21 protein-coding genes and 1 other annotated feature are annotated in these 21,304 nt (G+C 33.8%); of the genes, 5 read left to right on the forward strand and 16 right to left on the reverse strand.

What is annotated here, in order from left to right; all coding sequences use genetic code 11:
* Positions 1-532: 532 nt before the first annotated feature.
* The 4 genes from AC2YJL_RS15040 to AC2YJL_RS15055 all read right to left on the reverse strand — a co-directional run bounded on the left by AC2YJL_RS15040 (position 533) and on the right by AC2YJL_RS15055 (position 3,179).
* Positions 533-910 (reverse strand): SMI1/KNR4 family protein, encoded by a 378-nt coding sequence (locus AC2YJL_RS15040; protein ID WP_369360720.1) that lies wholly within the window; start codon positions 908-910, stop codon positions 533-535.
* Between the two features lie 13 nt (positions 911-923).
* Positions 924-1,439: an SMI1/KNR4 family protein gene (locus AC2YJL_RS15045; RefSeq protein ID WP_195696256.1), complete on the reverse strand. Its 516-nt coding sequence runs from the start codon at positions 1,437-1,439 to the stop codon at positions 924-926.
* Positions 1,440-1,560: 121 nt separating this feature from the next.
* Positions 1,561-1,893 carry a YolD-like family protein gene (locus AC2YJL_RS15050; protein ID WP_230932397.1) on the reverse strand — a complete coding sequence of 111 codons (333 nt, stop codon included), beginning with the start codon at positions 1,891-1,893 and terminating at the stop codon, positions 1,561-1,563.
* A 14-nt stretch (positions 1,894-1,907) separates the two neighbouring features.
* Complete coding sequence (locus AC2YJL_RS15055; RefSeq protein WP_251567863.1) at positions 1,908-3,179, reverse strand: Y-family DNA polymerase; 1,272 nt, start codon at positions 3,177-3,179, stop codon at positions 1,908-1,910.
* A 154-nt stretch (positions 3,180-3,333) separates the two neighbouring features.
* Between AC2YJL_RS15055 and AC2YJL_RS15060 the strand changes: the two genes are divergently transcribed.
* Together AC2YJL_RS15060 and brnQ are read left to right on the forward strand one after the other, a co-directional pair.
* Complete coding sequence (locus tag AC2YJL_RS15060) at positions 3,334-3,576, forward strand: hypothetical protein (protein ID WP_369360724.1); 243 nt, start codon at positions 3,334-3,336, stop codon at positions 3,574-3,576.
* A 602-nt stretch (positions 3,577-4,178) separates the two neighbouring features.
* A complete protein-coding gene (gene brnQ / locus AC2YJL_RS15065) occupies positions 4,179-5,531 on the forward strand; it encodes a branched-chain amino acid transport system II carrier protein (RefSeq protein WP_251567862.1) in 1,353 nt (450 codons plus the stop codon).
* Positions 5,532-6,113: 582 nt separating this feature from the next.
* Here brnQ and AC2YJL_RS15070 read toward each other — a convergent pair.
* The 5 genes from AC2YJL_RS15070 to AC2YJL_RS15090 form a co-directional block, all read right to left on the reverse strand.
* A complete protein-coding gene (locus AC2YJL_RS15070) occupies positions 6,114-6,338 on the reverse strand; it encodes a hypothetical protein (RefSeq protein ID WP_011106165.1) in 225 nt (74 codons plus the stop codon).
* A 65-nt stretch (positions 6,339-6,403) separates the two neighbouring features.
* A complete protein-coding gene (locus AC2YJL_RS15075) occupies positions 6,404-6,994 on the reverse strand; it encodes an HMA2 domain-containing protein (RefSeq protein WP_029714746.1) in 591 nt (196 codons plus the stop codon).
* On the reverse strand, positions 6,966-9,080 hold the full coding sequence (locus AC2YJL_RS15080; RefSeq protein WP_487374875.1) for a heavy metal translocating P-type ATPase: 2,115 nt from the start codon (positions 9,078-9,080) through the stop codon (positions 6,966-6,968). The genes AC2YJL_RS15075 and AC2YJL_RS15080 overlap by 29 nt, the downstream gene beginning before the upstream one ends.
* The gene (locus AC2YJL_RS15085) at positions 9,080-9,613 is read right to left on the reverse strand and encodes an HMA2 domain-containing protein (RefSeq protein WP_195694586.1); all 534 of its coding nucleotides are present in this window, start codon (positions 9,611-9,613) and stop codon (positions 9,080-9,082) included. The genes AC2YJL_RS15080 and AC2YJL_RS15085 overlap by 1 nt, the downstream gene beginning before the upstream one ends.
* 18 nt (positions 9,614-9,631) lie before the next feature.
* Positions 9,632-9,916: an HMA2 domain-containing protein gene (locus AC2YJL_RS15090; RefSeq protein ID WP_050691359.1), complete on the reverse strand. Its 285-nt coding sequence runs from the start codon at positions 9,914-9,916 to the stop codon at positions 9,632-9,634.
* Positions 9,917-10,314: 398 nt separating this feature from the next.
* Here AC2YJL_RS15090 and AC2YJL_RS15095 point away from each other — a divergent pair, with 398 nt between their 5' ends.
* Together AC2YJL_RS15095 and AC2YJL_RS15100 are read left to right on the forward strand one after the other, a co-directional pair.
* The gene (locus AC2YJL_RS15095; protein WP_230932394.1) at positions 10,315-11,301 is read left to right on the forward strand and encodes a permease; all 987 of its coding nucleotides are present in this window, start codon (positions 10,315-10,317) and stop codon (positions 11,299-11,301) included.
* 14 nt (positions 11,302-11,315) lie between these two features.
* Positions 11,316-12,278, forward strand: coding sequence for a TIGR03943 family putative permease subunit (locus AC2YJL_RS15100; protein WP_195694588.1), 963 nt, complete (start codon positions 11,316-11,318; stop codon positions 12,276-12,278).
* 330 nt (positions 12,279-12,608) lie between these two features.
* Here the strand turns inward: AC2YJL_RS15100 and thrS are convergent, their stop codons facing one another.
* The 3 genes from thrS to AC2YJL_RS15115 all read right to left on the reverse strand — a co-directional run bounded on the left by thrS (position 12,609) and on the right by AC2YJL_RS15115 (position 16,682).
* The gene (gene thrS, locus AC2YJL_RS15105; protein WP_487374791.1) at positions 12,609-14,534 is read right to left on the reverse strand and encodes a threonine--tRNA ligase; all 1,926 of its coding nucleotides are present in this window, start codon (positions 14,532-14,534) and stop codon (positions 12,609-12,611) included.
* Positions 14,535-14,587: 53 nt separating this feature from the next.
* Positions 14,588-14,817: a binding site (T-box leader), on the reverse strand.
* A gap of 90 nt (positions 14,818-14,907) precedes the next feature.
* Positions 14,908-16,122: an MFS transporter gene (locus AC2YJL_RS15110; protein WP_487374792.1), complete on the reverse strand. Its 1,215-nt coding sequence runs from the start codon at positions 16,120-16,122 to the stop codon at positions 14,908-14,910.
* 74 nt (positions 16,123-16,196) lie between these two features.
* Positions 16,197-16,682 carry a MarR family transcriptional regulator gene (locus AC2YJL_RS15115; RefSeq protein ID WP_487374793.1) on the reverse strand — a complete coding sequence of 162 codons (486 nt, stop codon included), beginning with the start codon at positions 16,680-16,682 and terminating at the stop codon, positions 16,197-16,199.
* A 351-nt stretch (positions 16,683-17,033) separates the two neighbouring features.
* Here AC2YJL_RS15115 and AC2YJL_RS15120 point away from each other — a divergent pair, with 351 nt between their 5' ends.
* Positions 17,034-17,960, forward strand: a complete 927-nt coding sequence (locus AC2YJL_RS15120) for a group II intron maturase-specific domain-containing protein (RefSeq protein WP_487374794.1) — start codon at positions 17,034-17,036, stop codon at positions 17,958-17,960.
* Between the two features lie 187 nt (positions 17,961-18,147).
* On the opposite strand, the gene AC2YJL_RS15125 is transcribed toward AC2YJL_RS15120, so the two are convergent.
* The 4 genes from AC2YJL_RS15125 to AC2YJL_RS15140 all read right to left on the reverse strand — a co-directional run bounded on the left by AC2YJL_RS15125 (position 18,148) and on the right by AC2YJL_RS15140 (position 21,258).
* Positions 18,148-18,651, reverse strand: coding sequence for a DinB family protein (locus tag AC2YJL_RS15125; RefSeq protein WP_195694592.1), 504 nt, complete (start codon positions 18,649-18,651; stop codon positions 18,148-18,150).
* A gap of 263 nt (positions 18,652-18,914) precedes the next feature.
* The gene (locus tag AC2YJL_RS15130) at positions 18,915-19,388 is read right to left on the reverse strand and encodes a hypothetical protein (protein WP_164797703.1); all 474 of its coding nucleotides are present in this window, start codon (positions 19,386-19,388) and stop codon (positions 18,915-18,917) included.
* A gap of 406 nt (positions 19,389-19,794) precedes the next feature.
* Positions 19,795-20,217 carry a phosphatase PAP2 family protein gene (locus tag AC2YJL_RS15135; RefSeq protein WP_487374876.1) on the reverse strand — a complete coding sequence of 141 codons (423 nt, stop codon included), beginning with the start codon at positions 20,215-20,217 and terminating at the stop codon, positions 19,795-19,797.
* A 567-nt stretch (positions 20,218-20,784) separates the two neighbouring features.
* Complete coding sequence (locus AC2YJL_RS15140) at positions 20,785-21,258, reverse strand: stress protein (protein ID WP_230932390.1); 474 nt, start codon at positions 21,256-21,258, stop codon at positions 20,785-20,787.
* Positions 21,259-21,304 lie beyond the last annotated feature (46 nt).

Consider the following 21,304-nt stretch of genomic DNA (forward strand, 5'->3'; position numbering starts at 1 on the left):
ACATCCACCTTTTAAGAATTTTTCATATGTATTAATCTTTTTCGGCACTACAACTTAATATAGCTAAATTTGGATTATCCTATACGGGAATGAAAATACTAACTCTAGTTACCGTAATGAATAGGTTCTTTAAGAAACAAAAGAACAATCTCCCCTTTTTGTACATCATATTTTCTGTGGTTAAACAAACTAATAAAAATTTGTTGAATTAGAATTAAATTAGAAAGGTGAATATCTCTATGACCAACACTTTAAGATATACCTTATACATTATTGGCATGCTTTTGATCATTGTAGCCATATACTATTCAATTGTTAGCAGTATTCAACGATAAAAGAACGCAAAGGATATGAATGCCTTTGCGCCTTCGTATATCGGTAATACAGAAATCGATTCCTACCATCAGTCCCTTCCTCTACATTCTTTCTAAGTTTAATAGGTACTAAAAAAGAGGACAGTTAGGTATATACTAAACTACTATCTGTCCTCTTCTAGCCGTACTTTTATCAAAATCTTTTAACGAAGCAATAATTAAGTAACATCTTCTACAAACTCTTCTAGAGAATCATACATTTCTAAAGCTTCCCATTCGCCCATGCCATGTTCAGCTGTAAAAACTGGGTAATCTACATTCACTATATCAATAAAGAGCGGGTCACCGCCTATTTCTTCATCATACCCTATGACAAACCAGTTTTCTTGCCAATCTCCTTCTTGATTTCCTATAAGGGAATTTGCTTCTAAATCTTCTCTGTAACCTAATTGTCCGTCTAGAAACTCGCTTTTAAGGTAGATATAATAAGGAGTAGAAAGAATTTCTCCCACTTCATCTTCAAATTCTACTTTCACCGACGTACCTGGAAGTGCTTTGAGAATTTTATAGATTTTCTCTATATCAGGTTTTATCATTTACTTCACCCCTTTAATGATCTGTATGATTTATCGTGGCTATTACCCATTCCTCTAAGCTGTCCGCTATTACTTCACGCTGTTCCCAATCGTGCCAAAAGGTGATAATTTGGCCAATTCTCCCTCCTTCATCAGGATCCAAGTCTATACAAATATCATCTCCTCCTCCATTCGTGGCAATCGAAATCCAACGTGGGTTCCACCAAAATTCTTTTTTTACTGGTCCAATAGGTTCAATTTCTGGAAAATCTTCAAATTCTCCTCCCTCTAAAAGTTCTTTTAATGTTTGCCACGTATACAGAATCTCCTCTAAAGGTAGTAGCGTATAATTGTCGATAGCTGCTATATATTCATCACGCTGTCCATTATGTATCATTAACCAGTCTTTAAGGTTTTTGGGGAATGTTAGGCCCATCTTTTGTTCAACCTCTGCAATTTCTGCTTCAGTAGCAGCTTCATTAAGCGTTCCTACTGCTTCCGGTCGATGTATTTTCAACCACTGCTCAAACTCAGTCCAAACCTGCTTCATATTAGGAGCCTCCTTATATAACATCTTTAAATGAATCTATGAAAAATGATTAAATACTTTTTAAGCTTATACTAATTATGTATGGAAATCTTATGTAAATAAACTGTTTTATTATTTTCTACTACACGAAACGAACATCCATTAGCTCGCTTAACCTCATTTTTTCCGTTTGCTTACATCCTTCATCTATAAATACAAATAAACCTCCAAGGGAATCTACAAATTGAATAACGCCTGTTTCCGTTATACATTGCCCGTGCTTGTAATACGTAAGGTATACTTTTTTATGTGTATGGAGCGCTTCGATCAAGGTAAAATTAATTTGTTCCATTTGATCTTCTGTTAAAAAAGGTTGAGGTATTTCTGAGTGCTTTTTTATAACTTCTTGTAATCCTCTGTATTGCTCTGGCATAGTGGCAAATGGTCGCCACTTTTTCATTCCTCTGTTTTGCATATCATCTTCCTCCTTTATGCTTTATGACCTCCTAAAAGGCCGTTTCGATAACGAGCTGTTGAATGCTTGAGATGGCTTGAAGCTCGCAAAACGCTATTCTTCCCATAACGCATCTGTATTTCATCAATTGTTTTAGCAAGGGCATAGGCTTTTTCACGCTGATCAATATCTTCAAATAAACTCATTTGCTCTTCTTCTTGAATACTCGTGTTCGATAAAGAAATTCCAATCGATCGAATGGGCATTCCGCTATCAAACGTGTGTAGTATGGTTAAACAATAAGGAAAGATATCTTGACTTAGGTTCGAAGCCCGCCCCATTTTCTTTTGTCTTGAGAAGCCGCCACCTGTTTGTTTGCTGTAGCCAATGGATAAATGAATAGTTTGTGCCACGACTTGATGCATACGTAAACGAAAGCACACATCATCTAACAGCTCTAATAGCAACAATTCCACTTCTTTTCGATTTGTATAGTCTCGAAATCGAAACAGAATTTGACTCTTCCCGAATGATCGAGAGCTCGGAATATACACGTCAGAAATGCGACTAAAATCAATTCCATTTGCATGTTGGTGGATTTCTTCTCCCAAGACACCAAATTCTTTACGTAACATCTCTACAGAAGAAAGAGCGAGTTCTTTGATGGAGTGAATGCCCAAACGATTTAAGCGTCTTTCCGTAGCGGATGAGATTCCCCAGAAATCCTTCATTGGGTGAATCGACCATAACTTAAAAGGAATATCTTCGTATCGCCAATAAGCAACCCCTGTTGGGCTATTCTTGGCCTCATGATCTAAGCTCACCTTAGCCAGTAAGAGATTCGGACCGATTCCTGCCGTGGCTGTAAGCCGTGTTTTACGATAAATCTCGTTGATGATTTTACGGGCTAATTCGTCTGGTGTACGAGCGAATAAATGTAAAGAAGCTGTCGCATCAATAAACAACTCATCAACGCTATATGCATGGAAATCTTCAGGAGCGACATACTGTAACACTAAACTAGAAATATAGTTCGAGGCCTTGACATACCTTTTCATGGATGGGTTTACGACATGGATATCTTTCCTTCTAGGAATGTCGAAAAGACGGCTGCCTGTTTTGATCCCTTCTTTCTTTAATAAGGGTGTGGCAGCTAACACAACTGATCCCGACCGCTTTGTATCTCCTACAACTGCCAACTTTGTTTTTAATGGATCTAGCCTACGTATCACGCATGAAACAGAAGCAAAGAATGCCTTCATATCAATACAAATAATGACTCTGTTTGGAAGATATTCATAATCCATTGGAATAACTCCTTGAATAAAGAACGTTTGTTCTCTATTATATACGAACAAACGTTCTTTATTCAATAAAAAACTCTAAATTTTTCCCGATTATTGTTACTATAATAAGTGAAAAGAGCATCACATATAAACGGGAAGAACGGAGGGGTGACCTATGAATAGAAAAATGCCTAATTATATTATCTTTTCATCATGGTTTTTGTTTTTAGTTCTTTTATGGATTATCTTCTCATTTTTTAAAGGTGAAAATGGACAGTGGTGGTCTATGTATCGTTTAAATATAAAAAAATATGGTCCTTGGGCTTTAGAGGTTTCTTACATAAAAATTAGTTTTGCTGCTTTTATCTCTTTATTAATAGCTTATATGATGAGTTTTGGCTTCAAAAAGAAAAGATAAAAAGACCTTAATTAATTTGTTAATAAGGTCTTTAAGGAAACAGAAACGTTTGTGATTCTAGACAGTGATTTTACATTAGAAAAGTACTATGTCTAGAGATAAGCTGTTGATTGTCAAATTACTAGCTCAGGAGATAAAAGTAAGCGTTCTTTATAAGACTTAGAATACTCCATTTCTTGAAGCAATAAATCAACTACTTTTTCCTTTCAGATGTTTAGCTGATATTAAAAAGTTTTATAAGTTTCGTAGTACTATATTTACAAACTTTCTTGACTTACTTGCATATCATTCAATCAAATTAATTAAAAGAATAGTATACGCGATTAGAATATGATTTATAAATTTTTTTAAAAAAAACCGTTATTGACTCACTTAGCGTACGCATTTTGAATAAAAATCTGGATTTTTAATATTACTTTTATTTTAATAATGGATAATGAACGGAAGATTGATAATTTTTAAAATTTTATTAAAAAAGTTTATTTTTTATATTGAAATATGTAATTTGACTGTTTATAATACAAAAAAGATAAGTTATTTACAGTTTAAGTTGTCTGAAAATTTAATTTTTTATGAAGAATATTATTAATGGGGGTTTCACCGTGTCAAACAAAGTACCGTTTTCTTTTATAGTAATCATTGGTTTAATGTTATTTGCATTATTTTTTGGAGCTGGAAATTTAATATTCCCTGCCATGCTTGGTCAGTCAGCGGGAGCAAATATCTGGTCAGCAAATGCGGGTTTTTTAGTTACTGGAGTAGGCTTACCCTTACTTGGTGTACTAGCTTTTGGATTCTCCGGAAAGGAAGATTTACAATCATTAGCAAGTCGCGTACATCCTATCTTTGGTTTAATATTTACAACTGTTCTTTATCTAGCTATTGGACCTTTATTTGCTATCCCACGAACAGGTAACGTCTCTTTTGAAATCGGACTTAAACCTTTCATTTCTGAAGGCTCTAGTTCTATGGCTTTACTCGTGTTTACTATTATATTTTTCAGTATTACATGCTTTTTTTCTCTCAATCCGGCGAAAATTGTCGATATTGTCGGAAAATTCTTAACGCCAATTAAATTAACATTCATCGGAATTCTAGTTCTAGTAGCTTTTATTCATCCTATTGGAAAATTTCAAGCACCTACAGAAAAATATGTAACAAACTCTTTTTTCAATGGGTTCCAAGAAGGATACCTAACAATGGATACTCTTGCATCTTTCGTTTTCGGAATCATTATTATCAATGCAATTAAAGAAAAAGGCGCTAAAACAAAGAAGCAAATTATAACTGTTTGCCTAAAAGCTACAGGAATTGCTGCTATTATTCTTGCAACTATCTATTCTGCTCTTTCATACATGGGCGCTTCAAGTGTAGAAAAGCTTGGGCATTTAGATAATGGTGGTACGGTGTTAGCGAAAGTTTCTGATTATTATTTTGGAGAATATGGAGGTTTACTGTTAGGCTTAATGATCACAGTAGCTTGTCTGACAACTAGCGTAGGGCTTATTACTTCATGCTCTTCTTATTTCCATAAATTATTACCTTCTATTTCTTATAAGAAAATTGCGATTAGCTTATCCGTGTTTAGCGCAATCATCGCAAATGTTGGATTAAATCATTTAATTTCTTTTTCAGTACCTGTTTTAACAGTGCTCTATCCATTAGCAATTGTTCTAATCTTTTTGACTTTCCTTCATTCTTTATTTAAAGGATGCTCTGAAGTATACCAAGGTAGCCTATTCTTAACATTTGTTGTAAGCCTGGTAGATGGATTAAATGATTTTGGCTTACACATCCCTGGTATTGACCAATTATTTACTTACTATCTTCCTCTTTACCATATTGGATTAGGTTGGATATTCCCTGCAATTATTGGAGGTCTTGCAGGTTATGGAGTTAACTTATTTAAAAGTAAAGAGCAATTTACTTCTAAATCAACAAGGTTAAATAAATAATAATTTTACTTTAATTATCTTAAATAAAGCAAATACAAAAAGAGTCTTTACTTTTTATAAGTTAAAGACTCTTCTTATGAGTTTCCTATATATATTTAGATGATGCTCCTTCTTTTGTACTTTTATAATTAAGTTAAATTAATATTTATATTATTACGAAAATAAGTTCGTTAAAGTCTATGTTTTTAGAGGACGTTTATATGTCATCTTTAAACTTAAACGAACGGTAAAAATAATAGATTTCTTATGTAAATGATAGGTTCGTAAAGGTATACTTTTACGGTCGGTACGTTCAATTTTCTTCAAAAGTTATAGAGGTAAAGTCTAGAATCTTATTTGTAACTTTTTAACGCTGTATAAATAAAAAGTAAATTACTCCTTCTGATCATTTGTAAAATTAGAACATTCCCCTCTATAATTATTGATAATTTTTAAATTGCAGAATATAATAATAACAAGAGTTTACCACAAGAAACTTTTTAGCGTACGGTAAATAAGCGTTTCATCATTTAAAAATGATTCCCTCATTATGAATAAAAAGAGTGAGAGTTAGCCTGGAACTATCCCTCACTCTTTTTATCATTATTTTACTTGTAATTCAGCAATCATATCTTCTAGACGCTCTTTCTGTGCTTGAAGCTCTTCCATAGAAGGTTGATAAGATGAAATAGTTTGTTGTCCACCATATGCCTGTTTAGGTTGAACCAAACGTTGTAATTGCCCACCGTTTTGTTCATATAAACGGTAGCCTACTGCGCCTACCACTGTTCCTGATACAAATCCCATTAGAAAATCGCGATTAATCATTATAAAACTCCCCCATAATCCTAAGTTTTTTATATCAATTCATACAAAAGGTATGAATGAATATCTTACGTAATTGTAGATAGCTTTTGTGATTGCACTTTCTGCTTTTCATGTAACAATTCCAACACATTCACAATCCATGTAATCATCGCTACATATAGCATATTTGATGGCCCTAGAGATAACATCGTAACAATGCCGGTTAAAATATCTGGGTGCCTCATTTTATTGCTCGTACCGTGGGATAAGACCGTATAGCCTGTTGCAACTACTGCTCCATATACGAGTGCATCTGGTTTATAAAAAGATGATTTTCGAATACCTGCCAATAGAAGTAATCCCCCAGAAAACAATGTACGTAGCCAATCATTTCGTGTGGCAGGATCCATTTGAATCATAATATCATCTAATGGATCTAAACGCGTTTGCTGAAAAAAGATAGATACATAACGAAAAATGGTATTGCGAGAAAGTTGTGAAACATCATAGTAAATAAGCATGGTTTGAATGGTGGGTTCTATTCTCACACTCGTTATACCTTTTAAAGCAGAAAACATATGCTCTATTTCCACATGATTTTTCTTATCTCTCAATGCTGGGATATGAAATCGAATACGACCTGGTATATCATGCAGAACGTAGAATTTGGGATTCATTAGTTTCCCTCCCTAACCATAAAATTCTTGCACTATTTATTACTACACCAATAGTGGCCGCATTATGAATAGCTGCTCCCACAATTGGAGAGAAGATACCTAAAGCACCGAATAAAATTGCAATACCATTAATAGCAAACGTGGCAATAAAGTTTTGTCTAATAATGTTCATGGTCTTTTTAGATAGTCCAACTAATTCAGAAAGCATTTCTGGGTTATCAGACGTAATAATAACGTCACTGGCTTCTGAAGCAATGTCTGTTCGTTTAGCACCCATCGTTACACCTACATGAGCATGAGCTAAAGCTGGTGCATCGTTAATGCCGTCACCTACCATCATGACAGCTCCTGTGCTCCCATACTTCTTCACATAAAAGGCTTTATCATCTGGCAAAGCCTCTGCATGATACCAGTTCAGTTTTAAGCGACGCGCCATCTCTCTTGCAACCGTTCTCTTGTCTCCAGTAAGCATAATGATGTCGTTGATACCTTGATGTCGAAGATTATTCACTGCGCGGTGCATACCAGAACGTATTTTGTCAAAAATGCTAACTACTCCTACAAGTGTTTGATCATAAGCTACATAAATCACATTTTCGTCGTTTTGCATGTGTTGAAGTAAGTTGGTTGTTTTGACTTTTAATTCATTCATAAAGCGTAAACTTCCAACAACAACTCTTTTACCATTTAGCCAAGTGGAAATTCCTTTTCCTACCGTTGTTTCTACTTGAGCATTATTGTCTCTAATAGGAATTAAAATGTTCCATTCTTTCGCTTGCTTCATAATTGCATCAGCAATAGGATGGGTAGAATTTTTCTCAGCTGCTGCAGCTAAACGAATAACATCTTCTTGATTAAAGCCTTCAGCAGCAATTACTTGCTGAACCACAGGCGTTCCTTCTGTAATAGTTCCTGTCTTATCAAGAATAACTGTATTTAGTTTAGACATCTTTTCAATATGATGACTGCCTTTAACAATAGCCCCTTCTTTTGCAGCACGTCCGATGGATGCGTATAAAGCTGTTGCCGTTGATAATTTAATCCCGCAAATAAAATCAATAACTAACATACTCATCGCTCTGTTAAGGTTTCGAGTGAAGAAAAATGTAAGCAGTGCCAAACCAAAAGAAACAGGAACCATTTTTTCAGCTACTGTATCGGCTATATTTTGAATAGGAGCGCGTTTATCTTGTGCTTCCTCCAACAGTTTCACAATTTTAGAGAGAGATGTATCTTCTCCTACTTTTTCAACTGTTACGGTAACATGTCCACTCTGCAAGACACTTCCAGCGTACACATTATCTCCACCACTTACCTCTCGCGGCATATACTCCCCAGTAACTGAGGCCTCATCTGCTGTACCGTTCCCCTCTATTATGATTCCATCCACGGGGATCATTTCTCCAGTAAAAACTACAACCTTATCACCAACTTGAATATCCTCGACTAAAACCTTTTCTTCAACACCCTTTTCTTTTACTCTCCAGGCATATGAGACATCTAATTTTAGAACGGAGTGAATATAATGCTTGGTTTGTTCAGACGTATAGTCTGTTAATAGCTCACTAATAGTAGACATCAAAGTGATAATTAAAGCCGATCCTGGATTCTTCATATACAAAGAAGCGAATATAGAAGCAGCTGTTAATGTATTAGCATTCCCTTTTCGTTCTTTTAGGACATGAAGAACACCATCTTTAATTACATCATAGGAAGTACTAATAGCAGTAAAAGTGCTAACCCAATAGGAAAGTACTTTTACTATAGCAGGATACGAAGAACGTTGAAGGTACCAGTTAACTAAAAAAATAGTTCCACAAGCTATGATAGGTATAGCCTTTTTCCATGAACATGCTGCTTGCTTGAGTGTATGTTTATATTTATGGATGAACGATTTTAGACTGTATAAAGAGAGAGTAATATGATGATAAATGAGTAGACTTCCGGTTACTTGATTATAGTTTGCAGAATATACCCCTGGAAAAGAGCGTAACCAAGTTTCAATATGGTTTGTCTCTAGCTGTTTAGGTATATAAAATCGGGTTCTTCCAGGGAGAGAATGAGCTAACTTTACCCCGAACATCATCACCTATTCTTTTCCCCCTTATCCTTAATGATGTTGTATGACCAATAAAGTAAGCTTGCAGAGAAAGCAGGCGCACTTCCAAACGTCTGAATTCCTTTTCCTAATAAAAAGAGAACAAATAAACTATCAAAGTCAGCAAAGCCATTGGTTTGCTTTTTAATCCCTTTATCTATCAATCTAAGTGTGTTAGTCATACCATTCATTAAGGTAGCATCTTTGTTTAAAATGGCGTTAGATGCTATTTGTACGATATAACTCATCAGTTCGTCTAGCTCTTCCTGGTTAATATGCGGTACAACAAATTGAAGCACTAAACTTCCGGTTAGTTCTGAAGCTTCCGATGTTAAAATAAGAGGATGTTTTTTTACTTCTTCCGTTAGAGCATGTGCAATGATACGGTGCTTCCAACTGTCACATTGTATACGCAGTCGCCCCGGCATCGCATGCAATACTTTTATTTTTTGATCACGGAATTGAGACATAATTTTTGGAGCAATAAAAGAGGCACCTAAACCAATTATAGTAGGAAGCATGCTCATCCCTCCCTTTCCTTAAGCTCTATATTCTTCTTGATATATTTGTTCAATAAGTTGAAACCACTCTTCAAGCTCTTTGTTATTTGTCATATAAGAAGCGTTATATGTAATAAGTAAACTCCCGGTATCTGGTGTAAATACTGCGTCATAGACAAGGGTTTGAGACTTCAAATTTAAAATAATTAATTTAACTAGTTTTTCATTCTCTTTCCAAACAGTTGAACGAAGTCTAATTCTTCCTGGAATAAAATGCACAAGATCAATTTGTAACTTATGTAGTTTTCTTTCTACATGCTTCATCAGTATCTTCTCTTTAATGCTCATCAATGTTTAGCTACCACCAATCGTTTTTCTTTATTTTACCAACTTATATATTTTATAACAATATAAGTATTAAAATATTGTAAATTTTATTACGTACAAATCAGTACTAAAATTTACAGTATTTTAGTACTGATTTTCAATAATAAGATAAGAAATTGTAAAACTAAACGTATCTATATTTCTCAGTTCTATACCTTATGCTTTTTACATAACATATATCAAATCGTAAACATTACGTTTTGATTAAGGGATAATTATTATTTTTAAGGTTTTTATCTTTTAAATATTTTTTATATTAACTCTTTCTTATTAGCTGCATAATGTGTTTAAACTTTATCATATAGTTCTAGTAATTGGAGGTGAGATGATAGATTATGACAACTCTATCACAGTTAAGTAAAGACCTAACAGGTGTGCTGTTACTAGTGCTTTTTGGTTACTGTTTTTTCTTTGTTGATATAAATACAAAAGATTTAGCCATTCCAGCATCTCTATTGAATGTAAACTCAATCTTTTTAAGTATTGTACTTGAAGCTATCCCTTTTATCTTGCTTGGAGTATTTGCATCTGCTCTTATTCAAGTATTTGTCTCAGAAGAACTTGTTCAACGTCTGATTCCAAAAAATCCATATATTGCGCTTCTACCTGCTGTTTTAGTAAGCGCCCTTCTACCCGTTTGTGAATGTGCCATTATTCCAGTTATAAGGCGGTTATTAAAAAAAGGAATGCCTCTTCATATCGGGGTTGTCATTCTAGTGGGGGCCCCCATTTTAAATCCCGTTGTCTTTGCTGCTACTTTTTATGCCTTTCAATCAAATACATCCATCGTCTACAGCCGTATGGGACTAGCTGTTGTTGCTTGTCTATTAATTGGTCTATCCGTTTATTTCTTTTTTAAAAATTCGAATCAGCTACGACATGTACACGTTCATGAACATGAGGACGCAAAAGTAGGTAATAAGTTAAAGCAAACGTTGTATCATGCTAGTGATGAATTTTTCGATATGGGTAAATATTTATTATTCGGGGCGCTTGTGGCAAGTCTATTTCAAACCTTTTTAGATAGACAACTATTAACGAACCTTGCAAGCAATGACTATATGTCTTCTGCCGTTATGATGGGATTTGCTTATGTACTGTCACTTTGTTCAGAAGCAGATGCTTTTGTTGCTTCATCTTTTTCTCATACATTTTCACCTACAGCTCTTCTTGCCTTTCTACTATATGGGCCTATGATGGATTTTAAAAACACAATTATGCTATTGTCTTTTTTTAAAAAACGTTTCGCATTTAGCCTTATTTTTATCATCACTGTGATTGTGTATCTCGTTGTCATGACTTATGGAATAGTTAGTAAGTAGATAGGAGAAGTGGTATGAAAAAAATTGATCAGCAGTTTGTTCTCTATATAAGGGGGATATTACTAATTGGCTTTTCACTACTTATGTTTAAACTTATATTAACGGGTAAAATCGTTCAATTTATCGCGCCCAAAATGATGCCTTTTATATTATTTTCTTCTGGCACCTTTTTTTTGTTGGGCATTATCCAAATTTGGCGAAGTAGCGTAAATAAAAATCTAACTTGCGAATGCGGTCACGATCATGCGGAAAAAGGCAAAATTCGAACAACGTTTATTTACTCTTTATTTCTATTACCTATTATGACGGGCTTTTTATTTTCTAATCACACACTTGACAGTTCCGTTGCAGTAAAAAGAGGATTAACTTTTTCAGTTACTGAATCTGATACTCAGCAACAAACCAGAAGTGATAAAAACATTGAAGCCACTAATTCAGAACTAGAAAAAGATACGAATGATTTATTGTCTGGAAATTCAGAGGAAGCACCAAAGAATGTTCCAACAACACATCAAAATAGTCTTGCTGCTAAAGTGGCTCCTAGAGGTTTCTATGAATTACTTGAAAAGAAGCTAGTCAAACAAACGAAGATTTCTATAAATGACACCGATTATATTCCAGTTATGAATATTATTGAAAACAACACAGAGCAGTTCATTGGGAAAAAAATCGAGGTCAATGGCTTTGTATATCGTGAAAAAGGATTTAAAGATAACCAATTTGTTGTTGCTCGCTTTGGGATATCTTGTTGTGCAGCAGATGCATCTGTATACGGTTTATTATCTAAATTGGAAAATGCGTCAACATTAAAAAACGATAGCTGGGTTCGTATAAAAGGGATAATACAAAAAACTACGTATAATGGAGAAAATGTCCCCTATATTCAGGTTCAACAGATTGAGTCCATTGACCAGCCTGACAATCCGTACGTATATGAACTTTATCAAGGTGAACAACTGATAGGCCCTGAAGAATAAAAAGACTATAAGATATATGTATGATACCAAGGGCCAACTACACGTAATTTATTCGTTATGTTAGATACTTGGGAAATACAAAGGTGTCTAAAAAACTATACTTTTAAGGACTGTAAAATTTCTTATTCTATTTAATAAGTGGAGAAACGTTCTCAAAGGAGATTAACTTTAATTTTACATAGAACAAGAACAATTAATGCGAATCTCAGCGCTTTAAATTTTTTTGATTTTTACTATCATCGATCCTTCAAGATCCTGTTACCATAAACATGATTATTAGAACAAAAAGAAGGTTCCTTGTCGAATGTTAAGGAACCTTCTTTTTGTTCATTATCTCAGTTTCTTTTCAACAATTTCATCCTGAAGTTTTTCAATAAAGTTATCCAAATTGAACGTTTCAGACTTTTCCTCTCCGTGTTTTCGTACATTTACGGAGTTACTTTCCATTTCCTTATCTCCTAATACCAAAATATAAGGAACTTTAGCCACTTGAGCTTCTCGAATCTTATATCCGAGCTTTTGTTCTCGATTATCTAACTCTACTCGAATTCCCTTCTGTCCTAACGTTTCTTTAATTTGTTGTGCATATTGCTGGTGAGCTTTCAGCGATACGGGAATAACCTTTACCTGTACAGGTGCCAACCATGTTGGGAAGACACCTCCAAAGTGTTCAATTAAAATCCCAAAGAAACGGTCAAGAGATCCAAAAATTGCACGGTGAATGACAACTGGACGCTGTTTTTCGTTCTTTTCGTTAATATAATTCAAATCAAATTTTTCTGGAAGCTGGAAGTCTAATTGAATTGTTGCACATTGATGACTTCTTTTTAAGGCATCTTTAATATGAAAATCGATTTTAGGACCATAAAATGCTCCGTCGCCTTCATTCAGTTTATAATCAAAGTTCAATTTTTTTAATACGTTTTCTAAAGAGCTTTCAGCAAGTTCCCATAAGCTATCTTCTCCCATGGAGTCTTCTGGTCGAGTTGAAAGTTCAATATCATATTCAAAACCAAATGTTTTGTAGATATAATCGACTAATTCAATGACCGATTTAATTTCACTCTCAATTTGTTCAGGAGTAACAAAGATATGAGCATCATCTTGACAAAACGTACGTACTCTTAACAATCCATTTAGAGCCCCACTGAATTCATGACGATGAACTTGGCCGAATTCCCCCATGCGGATTGGTAAATCTCTATAGGAATGGAGCTTATTTTTAAAGATAAGCATATGACCAGGACAGTTCATAGGCTTTAGGGCAAATTTAGCGTTATCAACTTCTGAAAAATACATATTATCCTTGTAATGATCCCAATGACCCGATTTTTCCCATAATTGTTGGTTCATCATAAAAGGTGTGCGTACTTCTTCATATTGATGCTTTTCTTGAACGGATCGTAGGAATTGCTCCATCTGATTTTTAACGATTTGCCCATTAGCTAAATAAAAAGGCATTCCAGGTGCTTCATCAGAAAACATAAATAATTCTAGCTCATTTCCTAACTTTCGATGATCTCTTTTCGCTGCCTCTTCTAGAAACAATACATACTCATTTAACTGTTTTTGAGAACGAAAAGCTACGCCATATACACGTTGTAACACTTGATTATCACTGTTACCTCTCCAGTAAGCTCCCGACACTTTTGTTAATTTAAACGCCTTAACCATTCCAGTAGAAGGTAGGTGAGGGCCTCGACATAAATCAAAAAACTCTCCTTGCTTATAAATCGTAACTGTTTCATTCATAGGGATATCACGTAATAACTCGAGTTTCAACTCGTCATTTATTTCGCTAAATATTCTTTCAGCTTCACTGCGTGTCACTTCAGTACGTTCAATAGGATGATTTTCATTAATAATTTTCTTCATTTCATGTTCAAGTTGTAGCAACTCATTAGAAGCAATCGTTGTAGAAAGATCCATATCGTAATAAAATCCATCTTCAATAACCGGTCCTACACCTAATTTCACATTCTTATGTACTCTTTTTACTGCCTGAGCAAGTATGTGAGCTGTTGTATGCCTCATAATTTCTAGACTTTCGTCAGACTCTAATGTTAAGATTTCGATTTCTGCATCTTGATTAATAGATCGATGCAAGTCATATAATTCTCCATTTACTTTACCCGCAACGGCTTTCTTCTTTAGGCTAGAACTAATCGATTCTGCAATAGTATGTAGCGTAATACCTTTTGAGAACTCTTTCTCATTTCCATCTAAAAAGCGAATTTGAATCAAATCTTTACTCATAATAACCTCTCCCATTTAAATAAAGTCAAAAAAAAAAACATACTCGTCCCTAAGTAAGGGACGAGTATGTTTTCACACGTGGTACCACCCAAATTCCCATCAATATAAAAAATAGATTGATGGCTCTGGTGCTGTAACGTCGCAAACGTTATTAATTACTACTATTTCACTAATAAAGCTCCAAGGTGGTAAATTATCTCTCTTTCTTAAGGGCTCACAGCCAAAGACCCTATTCTCTGTAAAGAAATATAAAAATAATTCGTGTCCTTTTCAACGCTCAACATGTTTATTTCCAATAAATGAAATTATAATTTATATTATTTGTAAATGTCAACACTTAATTCTAAATATGTAATTAGTTAGATATTTTCACTTAAAAAGATGGTTTATTGGTAGGGCTATTTTTATCTATGTTTTTTGTATTGTACACTAGTAAATATCCAAAAATACTTATAATACCAAAAATAACCCCAAACATTGTGAATATGATTTCACCTCTTAAAACTTCTAGTAATGTACCCGACAAAATGGGGCCTATGGACATACCAGTATATCTGACAAAGTTAAATACTCCCATAGCACTAGCTCGGTTTTGCTCAAATTGATGAGTCAATATAGTTGCATAAGAAGGTGTTAAAATGCCAATTCCCATTCCATAAATGAATAGGCTTAGCGACATAAGGGATAAAGAAACAGTATGTGTGAGTCCAAACCCTATAACACTAAAAGCAATTAAAAAATTAGTAAAGGTAAATACATTTATAAGAGAAATCTTCTTTTGAATGTATTTAAATAATAGACTTCCGGCTATAAGACTTATCGTCATAGGCAGATAAAGCAAACCAACAAGCTTTAGATTTAGATGATAGTGGCTTGTTAATAATACGGGGAGATAAACTAGAACAGAAAAGTAAATCAAAAAGTTCAAGAAGCTTAATGACAACAATATACTTCCCATCTTGTCCTTCACCATTACACGATAAAAATGAAGCCCGTTCCTCTTGCTTGTCTTGTGTTTTTTTGGGTCTTTAGGAAAAAACAATATATTGATAATGAGTAAAAGAATAGATGTACCCACTAATGACCAGAAAACACCCTCATAATTGTATCGGTCTCCTATGAATCCGCCTAAGATGGGAGCTACTGCGGGAGCAATGGATAACAAGGTTTGATAAGTTCCCATAGCACTTCCACGTTCTTCCCCATCAAAAAGATCCGTTATTGTAGCAGCCGCAATCAATGGAATAGCTGCTGTTCCGAGGGCTTGCAAAGATCGAAAAATGAGAAACAACGTAAAGTTACTTGTAACAGCGCACCCAATACTAGCCAATACTGTAAGCATAAGACTAGGGAGAAGAATAAAACGACTTCCTTTAAAATCAAGAATGGTACCGTAGACTATTTGCATAATAGCTGTAATAAAGATGAACAATGAAACAGTTAGATTGACTAATGTTGTGCTCACATCAAATGAATCCTTAATTAACGGAATAATAGGCGAGTAAATATTTTGATTTAAAGATGCAAAAAATGCACTTATAAAAACGACGTATAAGATAAAAATAGGTTTTGTATTTGTATGTCCCATATAAATCTCCTACCTTGTAAATAAGTTTTTCCATATAAAAAGTATGTTTGACATTCTAAAAGCACCTAATTTGGTTATTCTTGTCTTAATCCATTAATCATCGTTTCAAGGAATTCTAATATAATTTTTTGTTTGTCATCAGAGAAATCATCAATTAAATTATAAAATTGTCGTTTCCTCTTGCTATGTAGTTTTTCGTGAAGGTCGAAAACTTGTTTTCCTTTTGCTGTTAACTTAAAGTAAACCTCTTTCTTATTGTCTGCTAATTGAAATCTTCTAATTAACTCATCTTTCGTTAATTTTCGGGTAATTTTTGTGATATTTGCTTTAGATAAATTCATCCTAGTCGCAATCCCTATATTATTTATAGGTCCATTATTTCCGATGCATTCAATCACGTGGATGCTGCTCATATTACTGGGTAATGCTCCTATTTCGTGCAGTTCTTTTTCATCAAGATAATCAAAAAATGTTTGGGAGACTGAGTCAGCTTTTTGTTCATTCAAGTGTAATAATTGCAAATAATTTTCGTATATTAACTGTTTAGATAATAGAGACATATTGGTTCCTTACCTTTCTAATGTATAAATGATTAATGTTTACTAGTAAACATTATACTACTAACAAGCTATTAAATGAATGTAAAATCTCATTTTCATACAATAAAATGAGATTTCATAGTAATTAAAACCTATTATATTTGCAGATAAAACACTTATTTATTTACAAAATAAAGAAAAAATGTTGACTTTTACAAATATTTGGATTTAAAATAGTTTTTGTTTACTAGTGAACATTAACTGTTTAATTGTAGGAGTTGAAATAGCTATGTCACAAATTCTTTTAGAAAAAATAGCTAAGCCTTTATTTGCTGTTGAACCTTTATCACAAAATTGCCAGCGAGGGGAATTGTGTCTCCCCTTCTAGCTAATATCGCCTTATGCGGTATGGAAGAAGAGATTGGTATTGTCTATAAAAAGACGTACAAATCAAACGGAGGATATAAAATCGATCCCAAATGTAAGGTAGGACGTGTTCTCTACGCTGATGACTTCGTCATCGTAACCGAAACGAAGGAACAAGCTAAAAGTATGTATCAAAATCTAATTCCTTATTTACAAAAACGAGGAATTACACTCAGCGCCGATAAAACTAGGATTACACATATCGATAATGGGTTCGATTTTCTTGGCTTCTCGCTGCGTCAATACGAAACAGGACAAGGAAAGAAGTTATTCATTAAACCTAGCAAAGATAGTATTAAAAAAGCTAAAAACAAGATAAAAGATACGTTCACAAGGATGAGAGGACGACCAGTAAAAGAAATTATACGTGTCTTAAATCCTATTATTAGAGGTTACGGACAGTATTGGAAACATGTCGTTTCCAAAAAGACGTTTAGTTATATGGACCATTATGTTTTCTCTAAGTTAATCAAACATCTTAAACAATTACACCCAAAGAAGTCGTGGAAGTGGATTACTAAGCGTTATTTTAAGAAACCCAACCACGGTGGAAATAATAAATGGACTCTCACCTGCCCACTTACTAATATTCAATTGTTGAAGATGGCCTGGATTAAAATAGAAAGACACGTGATGGTAGCCTATAAGAACAGTCCAGATGATCCGAACCTAAAAGGATATTGGGAAAAGCGAGACCGTAAGGTCTTCAATAGCGAAAATACGCTAGACAGAATGAAACTCGCAAAAAAACAAGGTTATCGTTGCGCATTATGTAAACACACTCTACAAAATGGCGAAGAAGTTACAGTGCGAAACTTAGAAACTTCTATAGGTAAAGCTGCTAAATTAGTACACGTACCATGTATTAAATAAGTTGTTCGGATAAAAAGAAGGCTTGAGCCGTATGACGAGAAATCTGTCACGTGCGGTTCTTAGGGGGGCGGGCACTCGTGAGAGTGCCTGCCTACCCGACTAAACTAGCAATGCATATGATATACATAACAAAGAGCACATATATTGTTATAAAAATGTGCTCTTTTAGGCAAATTTTTTTAATTTATTATTTGGTAAGTTCTTTTGCAGATAGCCCTAATATGTCCGTATTTTTAGGCGTATGCCCAAGTAGACGTAACATAGCTACAATTTGTCCTTTATGATGTGATTCGTGAGTAATTGAATGTACAAGCAATTGACGAGGTGTTTTTCTTATAACACCACTGTTTGCTCTCCAAGCAAGTTCTTTTTCGATAGATTCATCAAATTTATCTGTAAATTGCTCGAATACCTTTTCTACGTAGCTATCAGCTTGTTCAAAATAACGTTTAATATCTTCTACCTGCATAGTGTTAATGACTTCTTTTGTAAGTAGTGGTGATGAGGTTTCTGAAAGAACAAAAGAACCTAACCAAGCATGATAGCAACCTGCTACATGAACTAAAGAGTCTCTAATACTTTGAAACCCAAATTCAAACTCTTTCGTAAAGTCATCTTCATTTAATTCTTTACACTGATCTAGTAAAATCTGTCTTGTTTGTTTTACCCATTCATAGTCTAACTTTTCCATAGCAATCACACCTCTTAGATATATAATAAAAAATTATTCTTTACTATACACTAATTGGAAATATTATCAAGACTACTCCTACCTATAAATTCCATTATGGTAACTGAAAATTTATGAAGTATAAAGCTTAAATATAGATAAATACTGCTTTCGTATAGTAATTTTTCTGTTACGCAGATACCTTATGATTGAGTACTAATGTCTCAACACATCTTGATTAGTTTTATTTATATGTAAATATTTACTGTTTTTATCCTAACATTCTAGGTTCTTTTGCAGGATAAAGTGTTATCTTTTACATACATTTCATAATGTCCATTTATGTAACTTGATACTTTTAAATTAAGTAAAAGAGCCTTGAGATTAATTGTTTCTTCCGTATCTAATCCGCACTCTTTTGCTAGCTCTTCAATTTCGCCTTTACTAATTTGTATGTTATTTTCCAAATCAGTTACTGTCTCTTTACTGTATTGGAAAGGAACTTCATCTACAACTTCTGTAATTAGTTGATCCTGTCCTTCATATTCTAATCTCCCTTTGGCTGCAGAGTGTTTTCCAATTAATACAGCCTGCTCTTTTATATCCGAAAGGAGAATCATCAATCTAATTCGTTGATTCACAAGAATACGTTGTTTATCAAAAATAGAGATAATTTTGGTTTGATAATCATCCATAGTTAGGTGAAGTTGATACTTCGCTTCTCTTATTACTTCTTCACTGTTTTTAATAAGTATCATATTTAAATCCTCTGCCCCCCGTATTATATGTACTTTCATTATAACAAACTAAAAAAGGAACATCATTCCCTCTAATTAAATCAGCAATCCACCGATTGGCTCTGCGAATAGCTTTAAAAATAAATGTTGTAACCTTATCTATTTTCGATATTTTAATAAGTAAATACTAAAGTACTTCATATATTATTTAGGTTTTATCATTTACACTAACTGACGACAAATAGCGTATTTTTCTACAATCTATGTAATAGTTAACGCTATTTTTAAATAAATACATTACCTATTATATCTCATAACTACATTAATTTAATTTTTTATAAAACAATAAGGATTACATGACACGATTAAAAACTTTTTATTTTTTGTTATATTAGTTGGAAGTAACATAATAACTATTCTTTATGAGTTAGTTTATACGTTTATATCTTTTCATAAAATATTTTTCTTGATACCTTTGATAAAACCAAATACATAGTGCAAGCCAAATACCACTAGCAAGAAAACCACCAATAATGTCACTAGGGTAATGTACACCTAAATAGATACGACTTATTCCAATCATTAGAATTATTACACTACTAGTTAGGATTAAAGCTATGCGTCCCCACCTTGTAGAGATATCATGCCATAATAGAAATGAAAGAGCACCATATACAGCAAATGCACTCATAGCATGACCACTTGGAAAGCTATAACCATCGATTTCAATTAACCTATGTAAATTAGGTCTATCTCTTTGAAAAGAAACCTTTAATAATTGATTTAATATGACATGTCCTCCAACGATGGCGATAAATAAAATAAGCTCTTTTCGATGATGTAATGTAATACTTTATATAGAAAGAAAAGACTCAAAAGAGAAAGAGTAACGACAGAAGGTGTAGACCCTATAAAAGTAAAGGTATTCATGACAGATGTTACTAGAGATGATTCGAACCCTTGAATAAAAGATATAAGGGCATAATCAAATTGAGTCAATATCTGGTGGTGCATAAGTACAGATAAGATGCCAAAACAAATAACAAATAATATACATAAGATAAAGCTAAGAGTAAATCGACAGTGAGCATTCATACAAGTAAACATCTCCAATTTAATATCTACGTAAATAATGTTCATATAATTAAAAGTGTATAGATAAATTATGATTTAGAGTTATCTAGGCATTTATTAAAGTTAATCAATGTACTTTAACTAAAAACAATATGCTTATTCTGTATGTAAAAACAATACTTTCCTTTATTGTTGGACAGAGAAACGCTAAAGTTTGGGATTCTCATACTTTTTCTAAATAGCCAAACCGGTTGCATAATAAGAAGAGCCTTCCCCTTTAATGGTAAAAGGGAAGGCTCTTCTTATTATTACCGTTTTAAATTTTTTGTTATCTCTATTTTAATTAAGGTCTATGAAAATTGACGGTTTTATCGTCATCTCCTGTACGTTCAAACCATCCTCTAAAGGCCCAGTTATCATATCCTCCGTCGCCTTCGTTAATAAACGTACCTTCTTCAAATATCCAAACTCCAAACGTAATACCATCGTAATCTACAGTATCAAAATATTGTACACCTTGTAGTTGATCAGAATTATAACCTTGACTTAAATTCATTACCATTACATTGTACTGTTGACCCGATTCAAAGAAAGCTTTTTCCATTGCTCCTTTAACAAATCCACTTCGATTGTCAGCTGTTTTAGCTGCATCTGCAATCGCTTGTCCAATCGCTACTGGATCAATCCCTACGTCTGCTCCAACTTCTGCAGCTGCCGCAGAGCCAGCAGAACCTCCTAAATTCGGTAGAGCTAATGGTGTCGCTAACATAGCTATACCTACGGCAGAAGCTACAACAGCTTGTTTCGCTCTTCTCATTTGATCTCCTCCTATTTTAGTTGATTCTTAAAACATTTACCCTTTT

Source organism: Priestia sp. SRI_019 (assembly GCF_057586255.1).